21 protein-coding genes are annotated in these 14809 nt (G+C 43.5%); 8 read left to right on the forward strand and 13 right to left on the reverse strand.

Going from position 1 to position 14809, the window contains the following annotated elements; genetic code table 11:
• Positions 1–20 precede the first annotated feature (20 nt).
• The 3 genes from xseB to PHQ97_09990 all read right to left on the reverse strand — a co-directional run bounded on the left by xseB (position 21) and on the right by PHQ97_09990 (position 2122).
• The gene (xseB, locus tag PHQ97_09980) at positions 21–284 is read right to left on the reverse strand and encodes an exodeoxyribonuclease VII small subunit (GenBank protein ID MDD4393059.1); all 264 of its coding nucleotides are present in this window, start codon (positions 282–284) and stop codon (positions 21–23) included.
• Positions 265–1632 carry an exodeoxyribonuclease VII large subunit gene (xseA, locus tag PHQ97_09985; GenBank protein MDD4393060.1) on the reverse strand — a complete coding sequence of 456 codons (1368 nt, stop codon included), beginning with the start codon at positions 1630–1632 and terminating at the stop codon, positions 265–267. The genes xseB and xseA overlap by 20 nt, the downstream gene beginning before the upstream one ends.
• A gap of 220 nt (positions 1633–1852) precedes the next feature.
• The gene (locus tag PHQ97_09990) at positions 1853–2122 is read right to left on the reverse strand and encodes a hypothetical protein (protein ID MDD4393061.1); all 270 of its coding nucleotides are present in this window, start codon (positions 2120–2122) and stop codon (positions 1853–1855) included.
• Positions 2123–2339: 217 nt separating this feature from the next.
• Here PHQ97_09990 and PHQ97_09995 point away from each other — a divergent pair, with 217 nt between their 5' ends.
• A complete protein-coding gene (locus tag PHQ97_09995) occupies positions 2340–3044 on the forward strand; it encodes a Bax inhibitor-1/YccA family protein (GenBank protein MDD4393062.1) in 705 nt (234 codons plus the stop codon).
• Between the two features lie 23 nt (positions 3045–3067).
• Here PHQ97_09995 and PHQ97_10000 read toward each other — a convergent pair whose 3' ends face one another.
• The 6 genes from PHQ97_10000 to PHQ97_10025 all read right to left on the reverse strand — a co-directional run bounded on the left by PHQ97_10000 (position 3068) and on the right by PHQ97_10025 (position 8173).
• Positions 3068–4030 (reverse strand): glycosyltransferase family 2 protein, encoded by a 963-nt coding sequence (locus PHQ97_10000; GenBank protein MDD4393063.1) that lies wholly within the window; start codon positions 4028–4030, stop codon positions 3068–3070.
• A gap of 103 nt (positions 4031–4133) precedes the next feature.
• Complete coding sequence (locus PHQ97_10005) at positions 4134–5072, reverse strand: glycosyltransferase family 2 protein (GenBank protein ID MDD4393064.1); 939 nt, start codon at positions 5070–5072, stop codon at positions 4134–4136.
• Positions 5073–5224: 152 nt separating this feature from the next.
• Positions 5225–5974, reverse strand: a complete 750-nt coding sequence (locus tag PHQ97_10010; GenBank protein ID MDD4393065.1) for a SapC family protein — start codon at positions 5972–5974, stop codon at positions 5225–5227.
• Positions 5975–6143: 169 nt separating this feature from the next.
• A complete protein-coding gene (locus tag PHQ97_10015) occupies positions 6144–7343 on the reverse strand; it encodes a Calx-beta domain-containing protein (protein MDD4393066.1) in 1200 nt (399 codons plus the stop codon).
• 258 nt (positions 7344–7601) lie between these two features.
• Positions 7602–7931, reverse strand: coding sequence for a type II toxin-antitoxin system PemK/MazF family toxin (locus PHQ97_10020; protein MDD4393067.1), 330 nt, complete (start codon positions 7929–7931; stop codon positions 7602–7604).
• Positions 7919–8173, reverse strand: a complete 255-nt coding sequence (locus tag PHQ97_10025) for an AbrB/MazE/SpoVT family DNA-binding domain-containing protein (GenBank protein ID MDD4393068.1) — start codon at positions 8171–8173, stop codon at positions 7919–7921. The genes PHQ97_10020 and PHQ97_10025 overlap by 13 nt, the downstream gene beginning before the upstream one ends.
• Before the next feature lie 286 nt (positions 8174–8459).
• Here PHQ97_10025 and PHQ97_10030 point away from each other — a divergent pair, with 286 nt between their 5' ends.
• The 5 genes from PHQ97_10030 (at position 8460) to PHQ97_10050 (ending at position 10023) form a co-directional block, all read left to right on the forward strand.
• Positions 8460–8714, forward strand: coding sequence for a hypothetical protein (locus PHQ97_10030; protein MDD4393069.1), 255 nt, complete (start codon positions 8460–8462; stop codon positions 8712–8714).
• 192 nt (positions 8715–8906) lie between these two features.
• A complete protein-coding gene (locus tag PHQ97_10035) occupies positions 8907–9128 on the forward strand; it encodes a type II toxin-antitoxin system HicB family antitoxin (GenBank protein MDD4393070.1) in 222 nt (73 codons plus the stop codon).
• Positions 9121–9354 carry a type II toxin-antitoxin system HicA family toxin gene (locus tag PHQ97_10040; protein ID MDD4393071.1) on the forward strand — a complete coding sequence of 78 codons (234 nt, stop codon included), beginning with the start codon at positions 9121–9123 and terminating at the stop codon, positions 9352–9354. The genes PHQ97_10035 and PHQ97_10040 overlap by 8 nt, the downstream gene beginning before the upstream one ends.
• 241 nt (positions 9355–9595) lie before the next feature.
• Positions 9596–9799, forward strand: coding sequence for a type II toxin-antitoxin system HicB family antitoxin (locus tag PHQ97_10045; protein MDD4393072.1), 204 nt, complete (start codon positions 9596–9598; stop codon positions 9797–9799).
• The gene (locus PHQ97_10050; protein MDD4393073.1) at positions 9796–10023 is read left to right on the forward strand and encodes a type II toxin-antitoxin system HicA family toxin; all 228 of its coding nucleotides are present in this window, start codon (positions 9796–9798) and stop codon (positions 10021–10023) included. Before PHQ97_10045 ends, PHQ97_10050 begins: the two co-directional genes overlap by 4 nt.
• Before the next feature lie 217 nt (positions 10024–10240).
• On the opposite strand, the gene PHQ97_10055 is transcribed toward PHQ97_10050, so the two are convergent.
• Positions 10241–11488: a type II toxin-antitoxin system HipA family toxin gene (locus PHQ97_10055; protein MDD4393074.1), complete on the reverse strand. Its 1248-nt coding sequence runs from the start codon at positions 11486–11488 to the stop codon at positions 10241–10243.
• 2 nt (positions 11489–11490) lie between these two features.
• Positions 11491–11721: a helix-turn-helix domain-containing protein gene (locus PHQ97_10060; GenBank protein ID MDD4393075.1), complete on the reverse strand. Its 231-nt coding sequence runs from the start codon at positions 11719–11721 to the stop codon at positions 11491–11493.
• Between the two features lie 622 nt (positions 11722–12343).
• Here PHQ97_10060 and PHQ97_10065 point away from each other — a divergent pair.
• The gene (locus PHQ97_10065) at positions 12344–12637 is read left to right on the forward strand and encodes a nucleotidyltransferase domain-containing protein (GenBank protein MDD4393076.1); all 294 of its coding nucleotides are present in this window, start codon (positions 12344–12346) and stop codon (positions 12635–12637) included.
• Entirely contained in the window at positions 12630–12971 is a 342-nt protein-coding gene (locus tag PHQ97_10070; protein MDD4393077.1) for a hypothetical protein, read from the forward strand. The genes PHQ97_10065 and PHQ97_10070 overlap by 8 nt, the downstream gene beginning before the upstream one ends.
• 28 nt (positions 12972–12999) lie before the next feature.
• Here PHQ97_10070 and PHQ97_10075 read toward each other — a convergent pair whose 3' ends face one another.
• Positions 13000–13278 carry a DUF2442 domain-containing protein gene (locus PHQ97_10075; GenBank protein ID MDD4393078.1) on the reverse strand — a complete coding sequence of 93 codons (279 nt, stop codon included), beginning with the start codon at positions 13276–13278 and terminating at the stop codon, positions 13000–13002.
• A gap of 277 nt (positions 13279–13555) precedes the next feature.
• Entirely contained in the window at positions 13556–14488 is a 933-nt protein-coding gene (locus tag PHQ97_10080) for a hypothetical protein (GenBank protein MDD4393079.1), read from the reverse strand.
• Positions 14489–14809: the final 321 nt, after the last annotated feature.

The following is a 14809-nucleotide window of genomic DNA, read 5'->3' on the forward strand; positions in this document are numbered from 1 at the left end:
CCGGACTTATCGGAGTCACATTATAACGCCTTGTCATCAGGAATGTCCATATCGTCGTCAACCTCCGAAAAAAATGGTTTTTCAACGATTTCGCCGGCCTGATCTTTCGTCAGCAGGGTAATCTTCTGTTCAATCTCATCCAGTTGTTCCGAACATAGTTTTGAAACCCTGACACCTTCCTCAAATTTTTTTAATGCTTTTTCAAGCGGCAGGCCTTCAGATTCCAGTTCCTGAACAATTTGCTCAAAATGCTTCATTAATTGTTCAAACGTCTTTTTCGCCATTTGGTGTTTTCCCTTCTACCCGGCATACGAGAGACCCTTTTGAAAGAATAACTTCAAGATTCTGATCGATAGAGACATCATCTGCGTGTCTGACAACGACAGCGCCAGGCATCGTCCTGGTAATGCTGTATCCTCTTGAGAGGATGGCAACCGGATTCAAGGCTTCCAGTATAGAAGACTTTTCACGGAGCATCATTTTTTTACGATTGAGATACGTGCGGATAGCATGCACAAGGTTCCCGGTCAACTGGTCCAGTTTTCCATGCCAGTATGATATGCTTTTTGCAGGATTATTTGAAAGCAGCCGGTCAATATTCCAGGAAAGATATTGCGCTTTCTGCCTTTCAATGTGCCTGAACGATCGGATCATCCGTGACGTGTAATCATCGATCCGAATCCGTGAATCCTGAATTTTTTTCCCCGGGTGAACCAGTCGATCCGTCATGTCGGTCAGCCGGGATCTGATCCGTTCAACACATCGGTCAAATGTTGCCGAAAGCAGGGAGGATAACCCCTTGATTTTAAGTTCAAGCTCCTGCCTGACCGGGACAGCCAGCTCTGCAGCAGCTGAGGGAGTAGGGGCCCTGAGGTCTGCAACAAAATCGGAAATACTGAAATCGGTTTCATGTCCGATTGCAGAAATAATCGGGATTTGAGAGGCAAATACCGCACGGGCCACTATTTCGGAATTAAAGGCCTGGAGATCTTCCAGAGATCCGCCCCCCCGGGCCAGTATGGCCAGATCTGAAGAGGCGTGGCAATTCATCAGCGCAATGGCCCTGACAATTTCAATATCAGCGCCCTTTCCCTGAACTCTGACCGGTATGACTTCAAGATGAATATTTGGACAACGCCGGGTGACGACATTGATAATATCATGAACCACGGCACCGGTAGGGGACGTAATGACAGTAATTTTTCGGGGAAGAAACGGCAGGGGCTTTTTATATTGATCATCAAAAAGTCCTTCCTCGCCGAGACGCTTTTTTAACTGTTCAAAAGCAACCTGGAGCGCTCCGATGCCTTTGGGTTCGAGATATTCAAATATAACCTGATAGGTTCCCCGGGGTTCATACACACTGATTCGACCCAGTCCGGTAACATGAAGTCCATCTTCCGGCTGAAATTTCATGCTGCGGTTCTGGCCCCGAAACATGACCGAACTGATCTGGGCCTGTTCATCTTTTAATGTAAAATAATAATGCCCGGAAACAGGCATTCTGAAATTGGATATTTCACCGGTCAACCAGATCAGCGGATAATGTGCTTCAAGCAGACGCTTGATATCAGATGTGAATTCTGAAACGGTCAGTATGCGGTTTGCTGAATGATTATCGTTTAAAATCACAATATGGGTTTTTCTGTGAAATTAATTGTAAAAATTATGGGTCAGATCAGATATAATCCTGTATGACCTTGATATGAAATGGCATGGACAAGATTTAGCATAGATGCACCGGCCGTTCAATCTTTTAATCATATGATAAGGCCGTCCGGGTACACATAAAAATAACGTCTGATAATAAATATTACGTAAACTTTTATTTATTCCCGAAAATCCGCGGCGTTCAGGCCCCTTTTTCCCCTTCGATAACCTCTCGGATCGCTGGCAGAATATATATATCATCAAAGGACAGTTTGCTGAGGACGGACGCGATGAGCCTGATTTTTTTTCGTATCGGCAGATGCTTATCCATCACAAGCACATTTTTGTCTCTGATAATGCAAAATCCGCTTTGTATATTGATGCCGGCATTGCGAAAACTTTTCTCCAGAACGGATATTTCAAGCCTTTCTGCCAGATCTTTCAAATGCTGATATGTCTGTTCCGGTTTCATAAAAAGACCTGTGTTATCAAGGGTTCAGGCTGCATCTGCGCTTATAATGAGAAGCTGTTTTTGATCGAGCCCTCATGGCTCCGTACCATAATGCTTGAATTTGCTTTATCATGCATTATAGTTATGATAAATTAAAATTTCTTAAAAAGAAAATCCTGAAACATTTCAGCGTATATTGTGTTAAACATTTTATTATACATCATAACAGGAGGTTATAATGGAAACTTTTCCACTCAAAAGCACACAGGCACAGGTTCAGGTCAATGAATTTGTCCGAAGTGTATACAACTGGATGGCGATCGGCCTTGCGTTAACCGGATTTGTGGCCTTTTACGTATCCAACAGCGAAACCATGCTGAGCCTGATATTCGGCAATAAGCTTGTGTTTTTCGGACTGATCATCGGGGAGCTGGCCCTGGTTTTTTCCATCAGCGCCCGGGTTCATAAAATGCAGGCGTCTACCGCCACCGGGCTCTTTGTGCTGTACGCCGCCCTGAACGGGGCAACGCTGTCTGCCATATTTCTTGCCTACACAAGAAGCTCCATTGCATCAACCTTTTTCATCTGTGCGGGCACATTTATCGCATGCAGTGTTTACGGATCGACCACGAAACGGGATCTGACCTCCATGGGCGGTTTCATGATGATGGGCCTGATCGGCATTGTCATCGCCTCTGTGGTGAACATCTTTCTCAAAAGCAGCGGCATGAGCATGATCATCAGCTACATCGGAGTCATTGTGTTTGTCGGATTAACCGCCTACGATACCCAGAAAATCAAAATGATGGCGGCCACTCAACCGGCTGACCTGGAAGCCGGGGCTATCCGAAAAGGGGCAATTCTGGGGGCGTTGAGCCTGTATCTGGATTTTATCAACCTGTTCCTGATGCTGCTGAGGATATTCGGCGGGAATCGGGAGTAAACTGCCCTGCCCTTTTTTGGGTGTCAGCCGGCGAATGCTTTACGTATTTGCCGGCTGATACGGCAGGGTAAACGGATCAGAAGGCAGGTAAGACATAAAAATATATTTTTCCCGAAATCCTTACCCACCCGCATCAATAATTTCCCACCGCATCGAAATCCCAGGCATCCTATCACAACCGGCATTGACAATCGATACACTCCGGTTGCATATTTTTCAAAAAGCCTGTAACCGCTCACGTGAAAGTGTATCAATGATTGAATGGGCTTTTCTTCACTGCTTTTCCCAACGTAATGGGTTAATGATGTTTGCGGATAATATACGACTTTCCAGCCATTTTTCCACATTTGTCTGCACCAGTCCGCATCTTCCCAATACATGAAAAACCGCTCATCCATCATTCCGGCAGTTTCTATAGCCTTTCTTCTGACAACCATACAGGCTCCGGAAACCCAATCCACTTCGACAGGATTTAAGCCGTTACTTTTTTGGGTAAGAATGTTTTTACGCGTAAACCGATTATTTGGAAACCATTTGCTGATAATTGACGTACGTCCGAACAATCCCGTGAGGGCATTTGGGAAGGATCTGGCAGAGCCTTGAACGGATCCGTCTTTTTCCAGGATTCTGGGGCCGATTATTCCGATATCGGGTTTTTTCTCCATATACGCCAGAACCCGGACAAAAAAATTATCCAGCACGATGGAATCCGGATTTAATAAAACCACGTACGGCGCTTTTCCAGCCTTCAACCCAAGATTGACCGCTCTGGCAAACCCCATATTAACGCTGTTTTTAATAAATGTTACCTGAGGAAACAAGGTAGCAATTCGATCAGCATCATCTCTGGAGTTATTATCTAATATCACGATATGAACAGCCAGATGCCCGATATGGGCATAAATGGTTTCAAGATTTTTTATCAGATAACTGGTGCTGTTATAATTAACAATAATGATATCAAATATATAATTATTGGATTTCATTTTATCAAAAGCAATTCTTTGATTATTGCAGCAAATAAGTCGACCGTCAGTTGGCATCATGTTGTATTTTTGTTTTAAATTTTTTAGGATTTTCCGTTGAAGATCAAATTTTCAGGATCAGGCCTATATTTCTTAAAAATCCAATCTTGAAGAAACGATATCTGAAAATATAGCAAAGTCTCAGCAGATAAGGATAGGTTGATAACTGTCCGTAACACCTGACAAGTTGGGCCTGTTCCGGGGAAAGTCTGCCAGCAAATCTCTCGACAAACGCCCTTGCCTGCGCTTGAGCCCGTAACAAAGATATTTTCACGTTTCCATCAGAATCGATAGCCCGTTCAATTAAAAAAGGCAGCCCCCAGTGTTTTGCCCCCACGGCGTTATTACCGTGCTGTCGATAGAGTACGGTCGGTTGGGCAATATGGCTGATATTTCCAAACGCAGCAGCAACAAGCGCAATCCACCAGTCGTGCATCATGGCCCCCTGGGGGATGGGGCATGCCAAATTCCGCAATCTTCGATTGATCATCACGGTGCAGCCGGTCACTACGTTTTGATTGAGCAGGTGATGAAGTTTCTCCCGGTATTCAGGACATATATTCTGATATCTCCAAAAAGAATCCGAGATAATATTCAGGTTTTTATCTGCAACCTTAAGATCGGTGTGGACCAGAACAGGGGTATCTTTGCCAACCCTGGTTTCAACGGTTAGCATCTCTTTGAGGGTTATTTCAATTTTATCAGGCAGCCAGATATCATCCTGATCACAAAACATGACATAATCAGAAGAAGACTGATCCAAAAGTTTTCCAAAACCTGCCGACGCCCCTGCCCGGCATCCATCGTTAATTTCTATGAAAATTTTTTCAGGATTTTTTTTTCCATATTGTTTTATTAGATCAGGCGTTTGATCTGAAGAGCGGTCATCTCTTATGATCAGACGCCAGGTTTTGTATGTCTGGTTTAAAATTGAATCAATCTGGGCCGATACATTTTCGGCACCGTTATACGTGGACAGAATAACTTCAACAACTGGATTCATAACCAAATCTCAATACTGAGATACAGCCGGATTACAGGGTTAAACCCTCTGGAAATTTTCCTCATAACAGGGACAACCCTCCGGCCTCTTGGGGGAGGACACGGACAGGTGCTATCGATCCGGTGAGCAATAATATAATGAAAAAAATCCGGTTAAAACGTAAAGTCGTTGGGAATGGCTATTTTCTTCTCAGGTCGAGGCATTTTGGCCGCCTTCATTCTGTTCGCCAGACCCTGAAGATTTGCCAGCGAAAAAAAATGGGCATAAATCAAGGCCAGCAGACCGGTGTTACGCAGGTGCATGAATTTTTCGGATTCCAGGGCGTTTAATTTCTGCTCGTCAACGCGCACCAATCCCTCGATTTTAACGGCTTTGTCCTTATCCGTCTGGAGCTGAAGCGCCAGGGGGGCCAGCAATTCGTATTCGGTCAGCGTATCGCACAGTTTTTTGCTCATCAGGGCTGATTTCTGATATTCTGTCACAAACGACATGGCTTTTTCCAGGGCCGGCGCCTTCTCACCCTCAGCGGTAAACAAAGGCTCCCCACCGGTATCGGCCAGCAGGCCGCTCTTTTCATCGATGCACAGGACATATTTTTCCGAATCCCCGGATGATGCAAACACAAACGGGTAGCGTCTGAAAGTCGCCGGCACATAATCAGACACCCACCGGCCTGCCGGGTCCACGAACAGATTTTGTCCCTGGGTCAGCCCGAGCAGTGCAAAAACACCGTATTCTTCCTGCGATTTAATAAAAACGATCGGGAACCGGTGAATTACCGACGAAAATTCGGAAGCTACCAGCGGTACTAAATTCTGTTTTGCTGCAAAGGCATATGAAGACAAAGGCAAAAGCGTTTTTTTACCGTGGCGCTCGGCAGAAACAGGAAAAATCTCTGACATATAAAACTCCATCAACGTAGGTTAAGGTCAACTTAACGATAATCGGACAAATTAACTCTTCATAAGAAAAAAATTATGTTAGTACTTTTGCAGAAAAAAATCAAGCGCCACAAAAAAATCGCCCCGATAACAACCGGCTGCTGTGTTGCCCGCTTCTGCCTGCCGATAGCTACGCCCAATCATCATCTATAATCGTTCGTTGTGCAGTGAGTGTGATTTGCCCGTCCGAAAACGATCCACCAACAGGATTGCTGATCTCAAGGTAAAAAATTTCATCCGGCTCTTCCAGGTTATCCCCGATCACTTCCACGGGAATGACGGCCTGATATTCATTCTCATACAATAATAATGTGCCCTGAGTGCCAATAAAATCATCGCCGGCTTTTGCCGTTCCATCTAATGTCCGATAATCGACACTCAGAATTTGATCTCCCGAGTCGCGTTCCCCATTGAACTCAACCAGAAAATAAACCAGACTTGTTCCCGCATCGCCTTCTGAGATGGTCTTCTGGACCTCACCTGCACAACTCGGGGCATCCGGATAATGCGCGCGCAGAGACTGATCAATCCAGTCATCAAAATAAGATATGTTTTGCCAGAAAGCAATCTCCCCAAAGCTGCTGTTAGACGCATCATCAATATCAGGAGAAAAATCTGAGGTACTTAAACTTGCCGTATAATCAGCCACCCCTGCGATTTGACCGTCAATAAAGGCAGGCCCGCCACTATCCCCGGGCGCAATCAGTCCCTCATTCGCCCCCAGGCCCGTATGTGAATACGACAGCCACTCGCCGAGCGCATCCTCACCGGAAAAGCCGCTGTCAAAATCAGATACCCAGAGGGATTCAGAAACCGGAGACCATGCCATGGTAGAGCCAAGGCTCAATTTCAAGTCTCCCGCATCACCATCCATGGTATTTTGCGCCTTGATTCGAACAGGCTCACTGACAATTGCCGGCACCGTACCCGCCAGACCGGTGCCCTGCAGGCCATAGCCCACCATTGTAAATATTTGGCCTGGTTCAGGCTGCTGATGGTACAAAGCATAGCGGTCTATATCCGCAGGCACTGAATCAGTCAGCCACAACAAAGCCAAATCAGAGTTGGCATCAGCGGGATCATATTCCGGATGAATCAACGCATCAGAAATCTGATAGCTTACCAGGCCGGCAGCCGCATCAAAAAGCACACTTCCCGTCGATAAATCATTACCTTCTATCAAGTGCGCTACAGTTAATATCGCCTGCCCATCATAGAGCAAGGCCCCTGTGCCATACAAGCCGCCGATCGATATACGCACTACACCATCGTAGCCCTCGCCGGGCAGTACCGTATTAAGATCGCTATTAACATTGAGCGTTGTAACCATAAACAAAACCTTTTTTTACATGAAAATTTCAATTTCTTTATCAGTTGGCATAAACTAAAACAAGAATGTTTTCGAATAATTATAGAATTGTCCCCTCCCCTTCAAAAAAATCAGCCGCGGATTTACGCAGATTTACGCAGATAAAAAAAATCCGTGCCAATCCGCGTAAATCCGCGGCAAAAAATGCGTGAAAAGCAATGCCGACGGACGGTAAGAAAGAAACACGCAATTTCAACCCCGTCCCCGTTTCCTTCTATATTAAAAAGCGAACAATCGTTGCAAAGCCGATATGACTTCTGCCTGGGCTTTGGAATCGATCGTACCAAATTTTTTTACTAATCGGATTTTATCGATCGTACGTATCTGATCTAAAACGATTTGACCTTTTTTCTTTTTAAATGTGCATGGTATTCGAGTCGGATAATCCTTATCGGCAGAAGTCATCGGGGCTATTATAACAGTACGGATATGACGGTTCATCTCGTCAGGTGAAATTACCAGGCACGGTCTGGTTTTTTGTATTTCAGCGCCAACAGTCGGATCCAGATTTATTAAATAGACATCGAAGCGCTTAATTACCATTGCCATTCTTCCTCATCCCATGAACTCAGTACGTTTTCATCCCCGATCAGAGGTGTGTCGTCGCCCTTTTCCGCCATTGCCTTAAAAGCATTGTCCCAGCCTTCCCTGGAATTTTTTACCGGGCGTATGATGATTTGATTTTTCTCAACCTCTATTTCAACATCATCCTTAATTCCGGTTTGTTCAAGTATCGGTTTTGGAATACGCAATCCCTGTGAATTACCAATTTTTATAACACGCGCTCTCATAGACTGTCCCCTTGATAAGTTTGTAAATACATTGTAATTACAAACACCGAAAAAATCAAGGACTGGATGCAAAAAAATCAGCCGCGGATTTACGCAGATTTACGCGGATAAAAAAAAGATCCGCGGCAAAAAAAGGTGTGCTAAATCAATGCGGGCGTGAGGTAAAAAAACGCGCAATTTAAACACCGTTTTCTCCACGGATTTGAAGAGGAGAGTTGTCCCTGGGTTTGAGTTGACACACTGGGGGCAAAAGAGATACACTATGCTCATTTACAAGGAGGTACTAATGCCTTTTTCGCTCATCTACCATCCGGATGTGAAAAAGCGCGATATCCCGAAACTTAACGCTGATATCAGGAAACGAATAAAAATTGCCATAGAAACACGCCTCATGCCGGCTCCCCAGGAACATGGTGAACCCTTGCGTAAAACGCTCAAGGAATACTGGAAAGTAAAAAAAGTAAGTGATTTTACAGGATCTCCCGCTGGCATGGAAAAACTTGATAGTATATGCATGCTGCTCATTGCAACACCCTTTTGACCAAACCATAAACAAAATGATCAAAAAGATATCATAAAAATTATCCGCCGCCCGTCATTTCTGCGCGGCGGGAATCCAGAGCATCTTGAAATAACAAATGTATAGATAATCACAAATCAAGGTTTGATCCCCAAGTCATGGGGCTTTGTGATTTCTACAATAGATAATTATTTTAAATAAAAAGGAAAAACCATGAAAAGATATATGACAGCAATTATTGAAAAAGAGGGAACGGGCTATGTTTCTTTATGTCCTGAACTGGATATTGCAAGCCAGGGGGAAACAGTCAGTGAGGCTAAAAAAAATCTTCAGGAAGCGCTTGAACTATTCTTCGAGTGTGCGTCACCAGAAGAGATTGAAGATCGGCTGCATGACGAAATATACATAACTCAAATGGAGGTTGCTGTTGGCTAAACTAAAGGTCCTGTCAGGTACAGATGTATGTAAAATTTTATCTGATCATGAATTTACGGAAATACGAAGAAAAGGCAGCCATGTAATTATGCAAAAGAAAATACATGACGGGACAATTACAGTGCCGGTGCCCGATCATAAAAAAATTCGAAAAGGAACCCTGCAATCAATAATCAGGCAGGCAAAATTACCCCGGAAAGAATTTGAATTACCTGCCAACGGATAAGCTGAAGCTGATAGTACTTGCATCCACCCTCCAGCCCGCAAGGGCGGCGACACGCATACAACTCACATAAAATGTCAAATGGACAGATAACCACAAATCAAGGTTTGACCAAGCCCGCAGGAATGACGACAACGGGATAAAAATGAATTTGACATCCGGATTATGATCTGGATATTATTACACATATTAAACAATATGATGCGACTTTATCTGCATTTCTTAGTTTTGGAGGAAAAAAGGTATGAAATTAAAAATTGTTCTGGAACCGAGTGATGAGGGCGGTTACACTGTTTATGTCCCAGGCCTTCCGGGATGTATCAGCGAGGGAAACACCAGAAAGGAGGCCATGATAAATATAAAGGAAGCTATAGAGCTATATCTGGAACCGGTGGAGGACGATCTCACCTTACCCCCTGGCCATGAGATTATGGAAATTGCCGTATGACGAAGGTACCGAGTTTAGGATATGAAAAGTTAAGAAGAGCGTTGCAACGTGATGGATGGGTAGTTGTCCGCCAGAAGGGAAGTCATATTCGACTTCAGAAAAATTTACAGGACGAGGTTCTTAAACTGACAATTCCTGTGCATCGTCCCATCAAGAGATCCACACTGTCGCATATATTAAAACAAGCTCGTATCTCAGTTGATAGACTTCTTGAGCTGGTGTAACAGTATAAGAGCCCCTGTCCCTTTCAAAAAAATCAGCCGCGGATGTACGCAGATAAAAAAAGATCCGGGCCAAGCCGCGTAGATCCGCGGCAAAAAAATGCGTGATCGGAAAACCGTCCAGCGCCGTCCGGAACATGACATGGTACGCGGCATTTCTTCTCCCACTTGTTAAATGGACAGATAATCACAAATCAAGGTAATGCCCCCAACCGGACATTTATTTTAAAACATCAAGAGTTCTCCCGGCTCTTCGTCTTATGGCAGTTATGATATCTTGAACAAGCTCATTTTTTTCATATTCGTCGGAAAAATCCGTATAGATTTTCTCAACCTGGTTAATCATTTTATGACAGAAACCGGCTAATTGTTTTTTAACAACTACCGGACGTATATTTATCTCCACTGCAAATTTTTCCCAATGCCTTTCCATTATCCATTCCAGCCTGTTTTCTTTTCCTATCTTCATGGCAAGCTTTTGAGATAGCTCCTCATAAATATTTGTACAGAGCATATCATAAAAAGGCGCTAATCTTATTTGTTTCATGTGATATAAAAAAGATAGATTTTTAGCATGTGCATCCATATTTCCTATTAAATAATTAAAAAAAACCCACCGTAAAAGCTGCTGCATATCTTTAACAGGGTTTGCCGAATACTTGCGCACAAGATCAAAGCATTCTTTAAGGCCCGGGCCTCCATCAGCCTGATACTTCAATTCATGAGAAAGCCCCATGGCTTGACAAAAGTCTTCCTGATGCAGACGAATAACAGCATCATTATGAAAAAATCTATCATACCTTTGAATCAACAGCACTTTATTGCTCTTTTTTTCAATAATTTCAACAGATGGAACACGCAGATTTAAAGAGCCGGCAAGCATCATGCAGAAACATTCGTTTTCAATGGAAGATTTGAAATGAACCATACCAGGTTTCAAAATACAATTACTTGGAGCGCCATTTAATGGGATGTAAAATAATGTATTTTTATAAAAAAGCGCAAGTTTCTCCTGTGCCCCTGCCAATGATATACGAATACCTTCTTCACCGGCAAGTAAAGGGCGCTTTGGAATATTTTGTATCAAATCCGCCATCTGTTCTTCTGAAAGAAGTCGATACCTGTATTGATCGTTTTTTTCAGGCAATATGGACTCAGGAAGAATCGTTATGGCTCCGGCACATTCACCGCCAAGAAACTTGAGAAGCAGAAAGTCATTTTTTTCGGAAACACCAAGCCGTCTGGCAATTAAATTCCTGACAGCAGATTCCGGCAGCAGATTGGCAAAAAAAGGCTTCACCTTATCATCTGGAAACATCTCATCTACTAAAGGCAAAGAAATAGATAATGGAAAAGAGTCAGGTGCTTCAAGCCATTTTCCGGAATAAGAAAATGAAAATAATCGATTGCTGTCCAGATTAAGAACCCCGACCAGGTTCTGATTAAAAAAAACATTAAGTTTTTCCAAGCTCAGCTATCTCCCCGTTTAATGAGATGAAGCTCAAGCCCGAGCGCATTTAAAACTTCAAATATCTTACCGATTTGAGCTGTTGTTTTACCTTTTTCAAGTTCTAAAACAAACTTTCGGCCAACATCAGTAAATTCTGAAATCTCTTTTTGAGTCAGCTTTAAATTTTTGCGCTCTTTGAGAATATATCGCCCGAGTTCTTCAGGATTATTGATTTTTGTTGAAAGTTTCAATTTATCTCCTGCGTAAAAAGTTACCGATAAAGGACTTTTATCAGTTTTTGCGGAGGATTTCAATAAAAAGTACCCTATCAAGGACTTTTTACTTTTCCAGACCATTCACCTCAGCAAAAGTTCCCGAACGAAAACTCGGCTTTCCCCACCTTCCCGTCCTCGCAGAGGGCGATACATCCGTATCCACGGGCACAAGCCCGTGGATAAAGAATTCAGCAATAACGTCCGGAAGCCCCCACAGGGTGGCGATAGGCATACAACGCATATAGATCACCCAAGCCCTTCCATCTTCACTTTCAAAAAAATCAGCCACGGATTTACGCAGATGTACGCAGATAAAAAAAAGATCCGGGCCAAGCCGCGTAAATCCGCGGCAAAAAAATGTGTGCTAAAGCAATGCGGGCGTGAGGCAAAAAAAACGCGCAATTTAAACACCATCCCCGTTCTTCCCAATATTGCCCCCTGTTAAATGCAATTGACATAAAATCAGCTTCCGAATATTACGACGTAATTGAATTCTCTTATACATCCCTCATCCGCGCCGATTCAAAGACGAGAAAAAGGGCGTCAATCACCGGAAAAGATTGAATTGACCACGACACACCCTTCAAGGAGGTAGATTATGACAAAAAAAGACGAAATACTCCTCCATCTACGCCGATTCAAAGGAGAAAAAAAAGAACGGTACACTATTCTTAAAATGGGCATTTTTGGTTCGGCAGCACGTGATGATATGACCGCGGAAAGTGATATTGATGTTGTTGTTGAACTTGGCAAAACGGATTTATTCTATCTTAACGGGATAAAGCAGGAATTAGAGGAACAGTTACACAGAAAGGTGGATATTGTAAGATACAGGGATAGCATGAATGCATTTCTGAAAAAAAGGATAGATAAGGAAGCCGTCTATGTATGATAAGGAGCTTGCCTTAGAAATAATGAGACAGATTCATCAGGCTGCGCAAACTATTTTACAGAAATTTGAGCCGGTAAAAAAAGTAAGTGATTTTACAGGATCTCCCGCTGGCATGGAAAAACTTGATAGTATATGCATGCTGCTCATTGCAATCGGAGAAGCATTGAAAAATCTGGACAAAACAACGAATAAAACGCTGCTATCCCGATACCCTGGCAAAAAAATGCGTGCTAAAGCAATGCCAACGAACGGTAAGAAAGAAACGCGCAATTTCAACACCGTCTCCGTTTTCATAATTTACCTGTCCCCATCCCCTGTCCCTCAAAATCAATAAGGGTCAAAGGCAGACTTGACCCCTTTTCTCATTTTTTTGCCATACGCTGCATTTGTTCTTCGTATTTCGGCCACTCATGCAATGTTTCCGGATCAAAATCTGCCCCATTTGGCCACACCAAAGTGTGCAATTCCGGATTTATTTCAACTTGATTGAATTCGGTTTCATCTTGCAATGGCCCAAATAGTGACCCTTCTAAAACAGGCCTGAAGTTTATAATTCGTTCCATATCGTCATCAAACTTTATCCGTAAAGTATAGGGTTTAATGATATCAAAATTAACAATCCGATAAATTGGATGAGACATTATAATTTCCTTTCATCGAAGAGGTGCAATCTTAAATGGCAGTTGCCCTGACTGGAGGCGTTCCCAATTCTCCAATAATTCTCCATGATGTAGTTCCGCCCATGCTTCTACAAGCCGCTGTTGCCTTAAAGATAATGTGCCACTTATCGTCTCAATAGTGTCAATCCCATAAACAGCAGATTGATTCTGATAGTATACATGAAAATGAGGTCGATGGTGTGGTGCACCCGGCTCCACATACATACAAATATGGATGACACCCATCCCGCAGTTCCCGTTACAGCGCCTCGGAAAGCCGCTTGAGGGAATACATCCCTGACAGTCCTTTTACGGGTTTTGGTTTCTTTTCATTCTTCGATTGAAACAGGTGCCGGAAATTCTGGTAGTGGTGGGAGACAAATTCCCGGGAACCGATGATTCCCGAATCGGTAAAATACCGGGTCCGATAGCGGAAACGATCCGTGCGGGTCAGCTCAAAGCCTTTTTCCCGCTCCTTTTCAACCGTCTTTTCATCGATCACCTGCGCTCTGCCCTTATGCGGGCGGTTCAGTGCGCCGGCTTCATACACATATCGGCGATACCGCCGTATTCTTTCTTTTTCATCAGTTACGTTGAACTCTTTCATGCCAAAATCGGTGGAGAGAAAATCATCTTTATTGCCGGTCTGAATGTGGTACCCCAGCGAGCACCACCGGTATTGTTCCGGACGCTTTACGATACCTGCCCGCAAGGGATTAAGATCGATGTACGCCAGGCAGTTTACCAGGGTTTCCCCCTTATCCACGATCACGCTTTTAAACCGCTCTCCCCAGAAATAGCCCCTGCGGTTATAACGCTTATTGTAATACCGTGCAAATCCAACCTTGATCTCCCGGACAAATTCCGAAAGGCTGCCGTATTTTGCCCGGAAAGCCGGAAGCTGACCCCTGGCAAATACCCGCTCATCCCCGTAAAACGCCTCATATCGCTTCTGGATCTGCTCATCCGAAAACTTGGTTTCCGGTATCATTTTTGTTAGGATGTGAAAATGGTTGTCTAAGAGACAAAACCCAATAATTTCGGTAAAATAAAGCTTTGAAAACCGTTTGATCAGTCCCAGCAGAAAATCCTTTTCGACATCCCCTATCGGAAAACCGTCCAACGCCGTCCTAGACATGACATGATATACGGCTGTTTCGTTGGAAACGATCATTCTTGATGTACGCGGCATTTTTTATTCCCCTCTTTTGTATCGTTTCTTTGACCGATCATCTTCCTTGTTCCATAACACTTGTATCCGGTTGGGCCAAGCATTATTTACCTGTCCCATTTGTGTTGTGCCCCGGGGGCATCTATGCGGACTTTGTGTAGCATAGTCAACTTATATCATACTTTCAATTTCATGGATATGCATTTTTTCATGACCGTTATATATTAAAAAACCAAATGGTTACGCCTGGCAAAATGGCATAAAAAAAATTTATTTTCGCGTAGATAAAAAATAACCTCCTGATAACATAAAGTCATAAAAAAATATAACTCTTATAATGCT

This window comes from Desulfobacterales bacterium (assembly GCA_028704555.1).
GTDB lineage: Bacteria > Desulfobacterota > Desulfobacteria > Desulfobacterales > JAQWFD01 > JAQWFD01.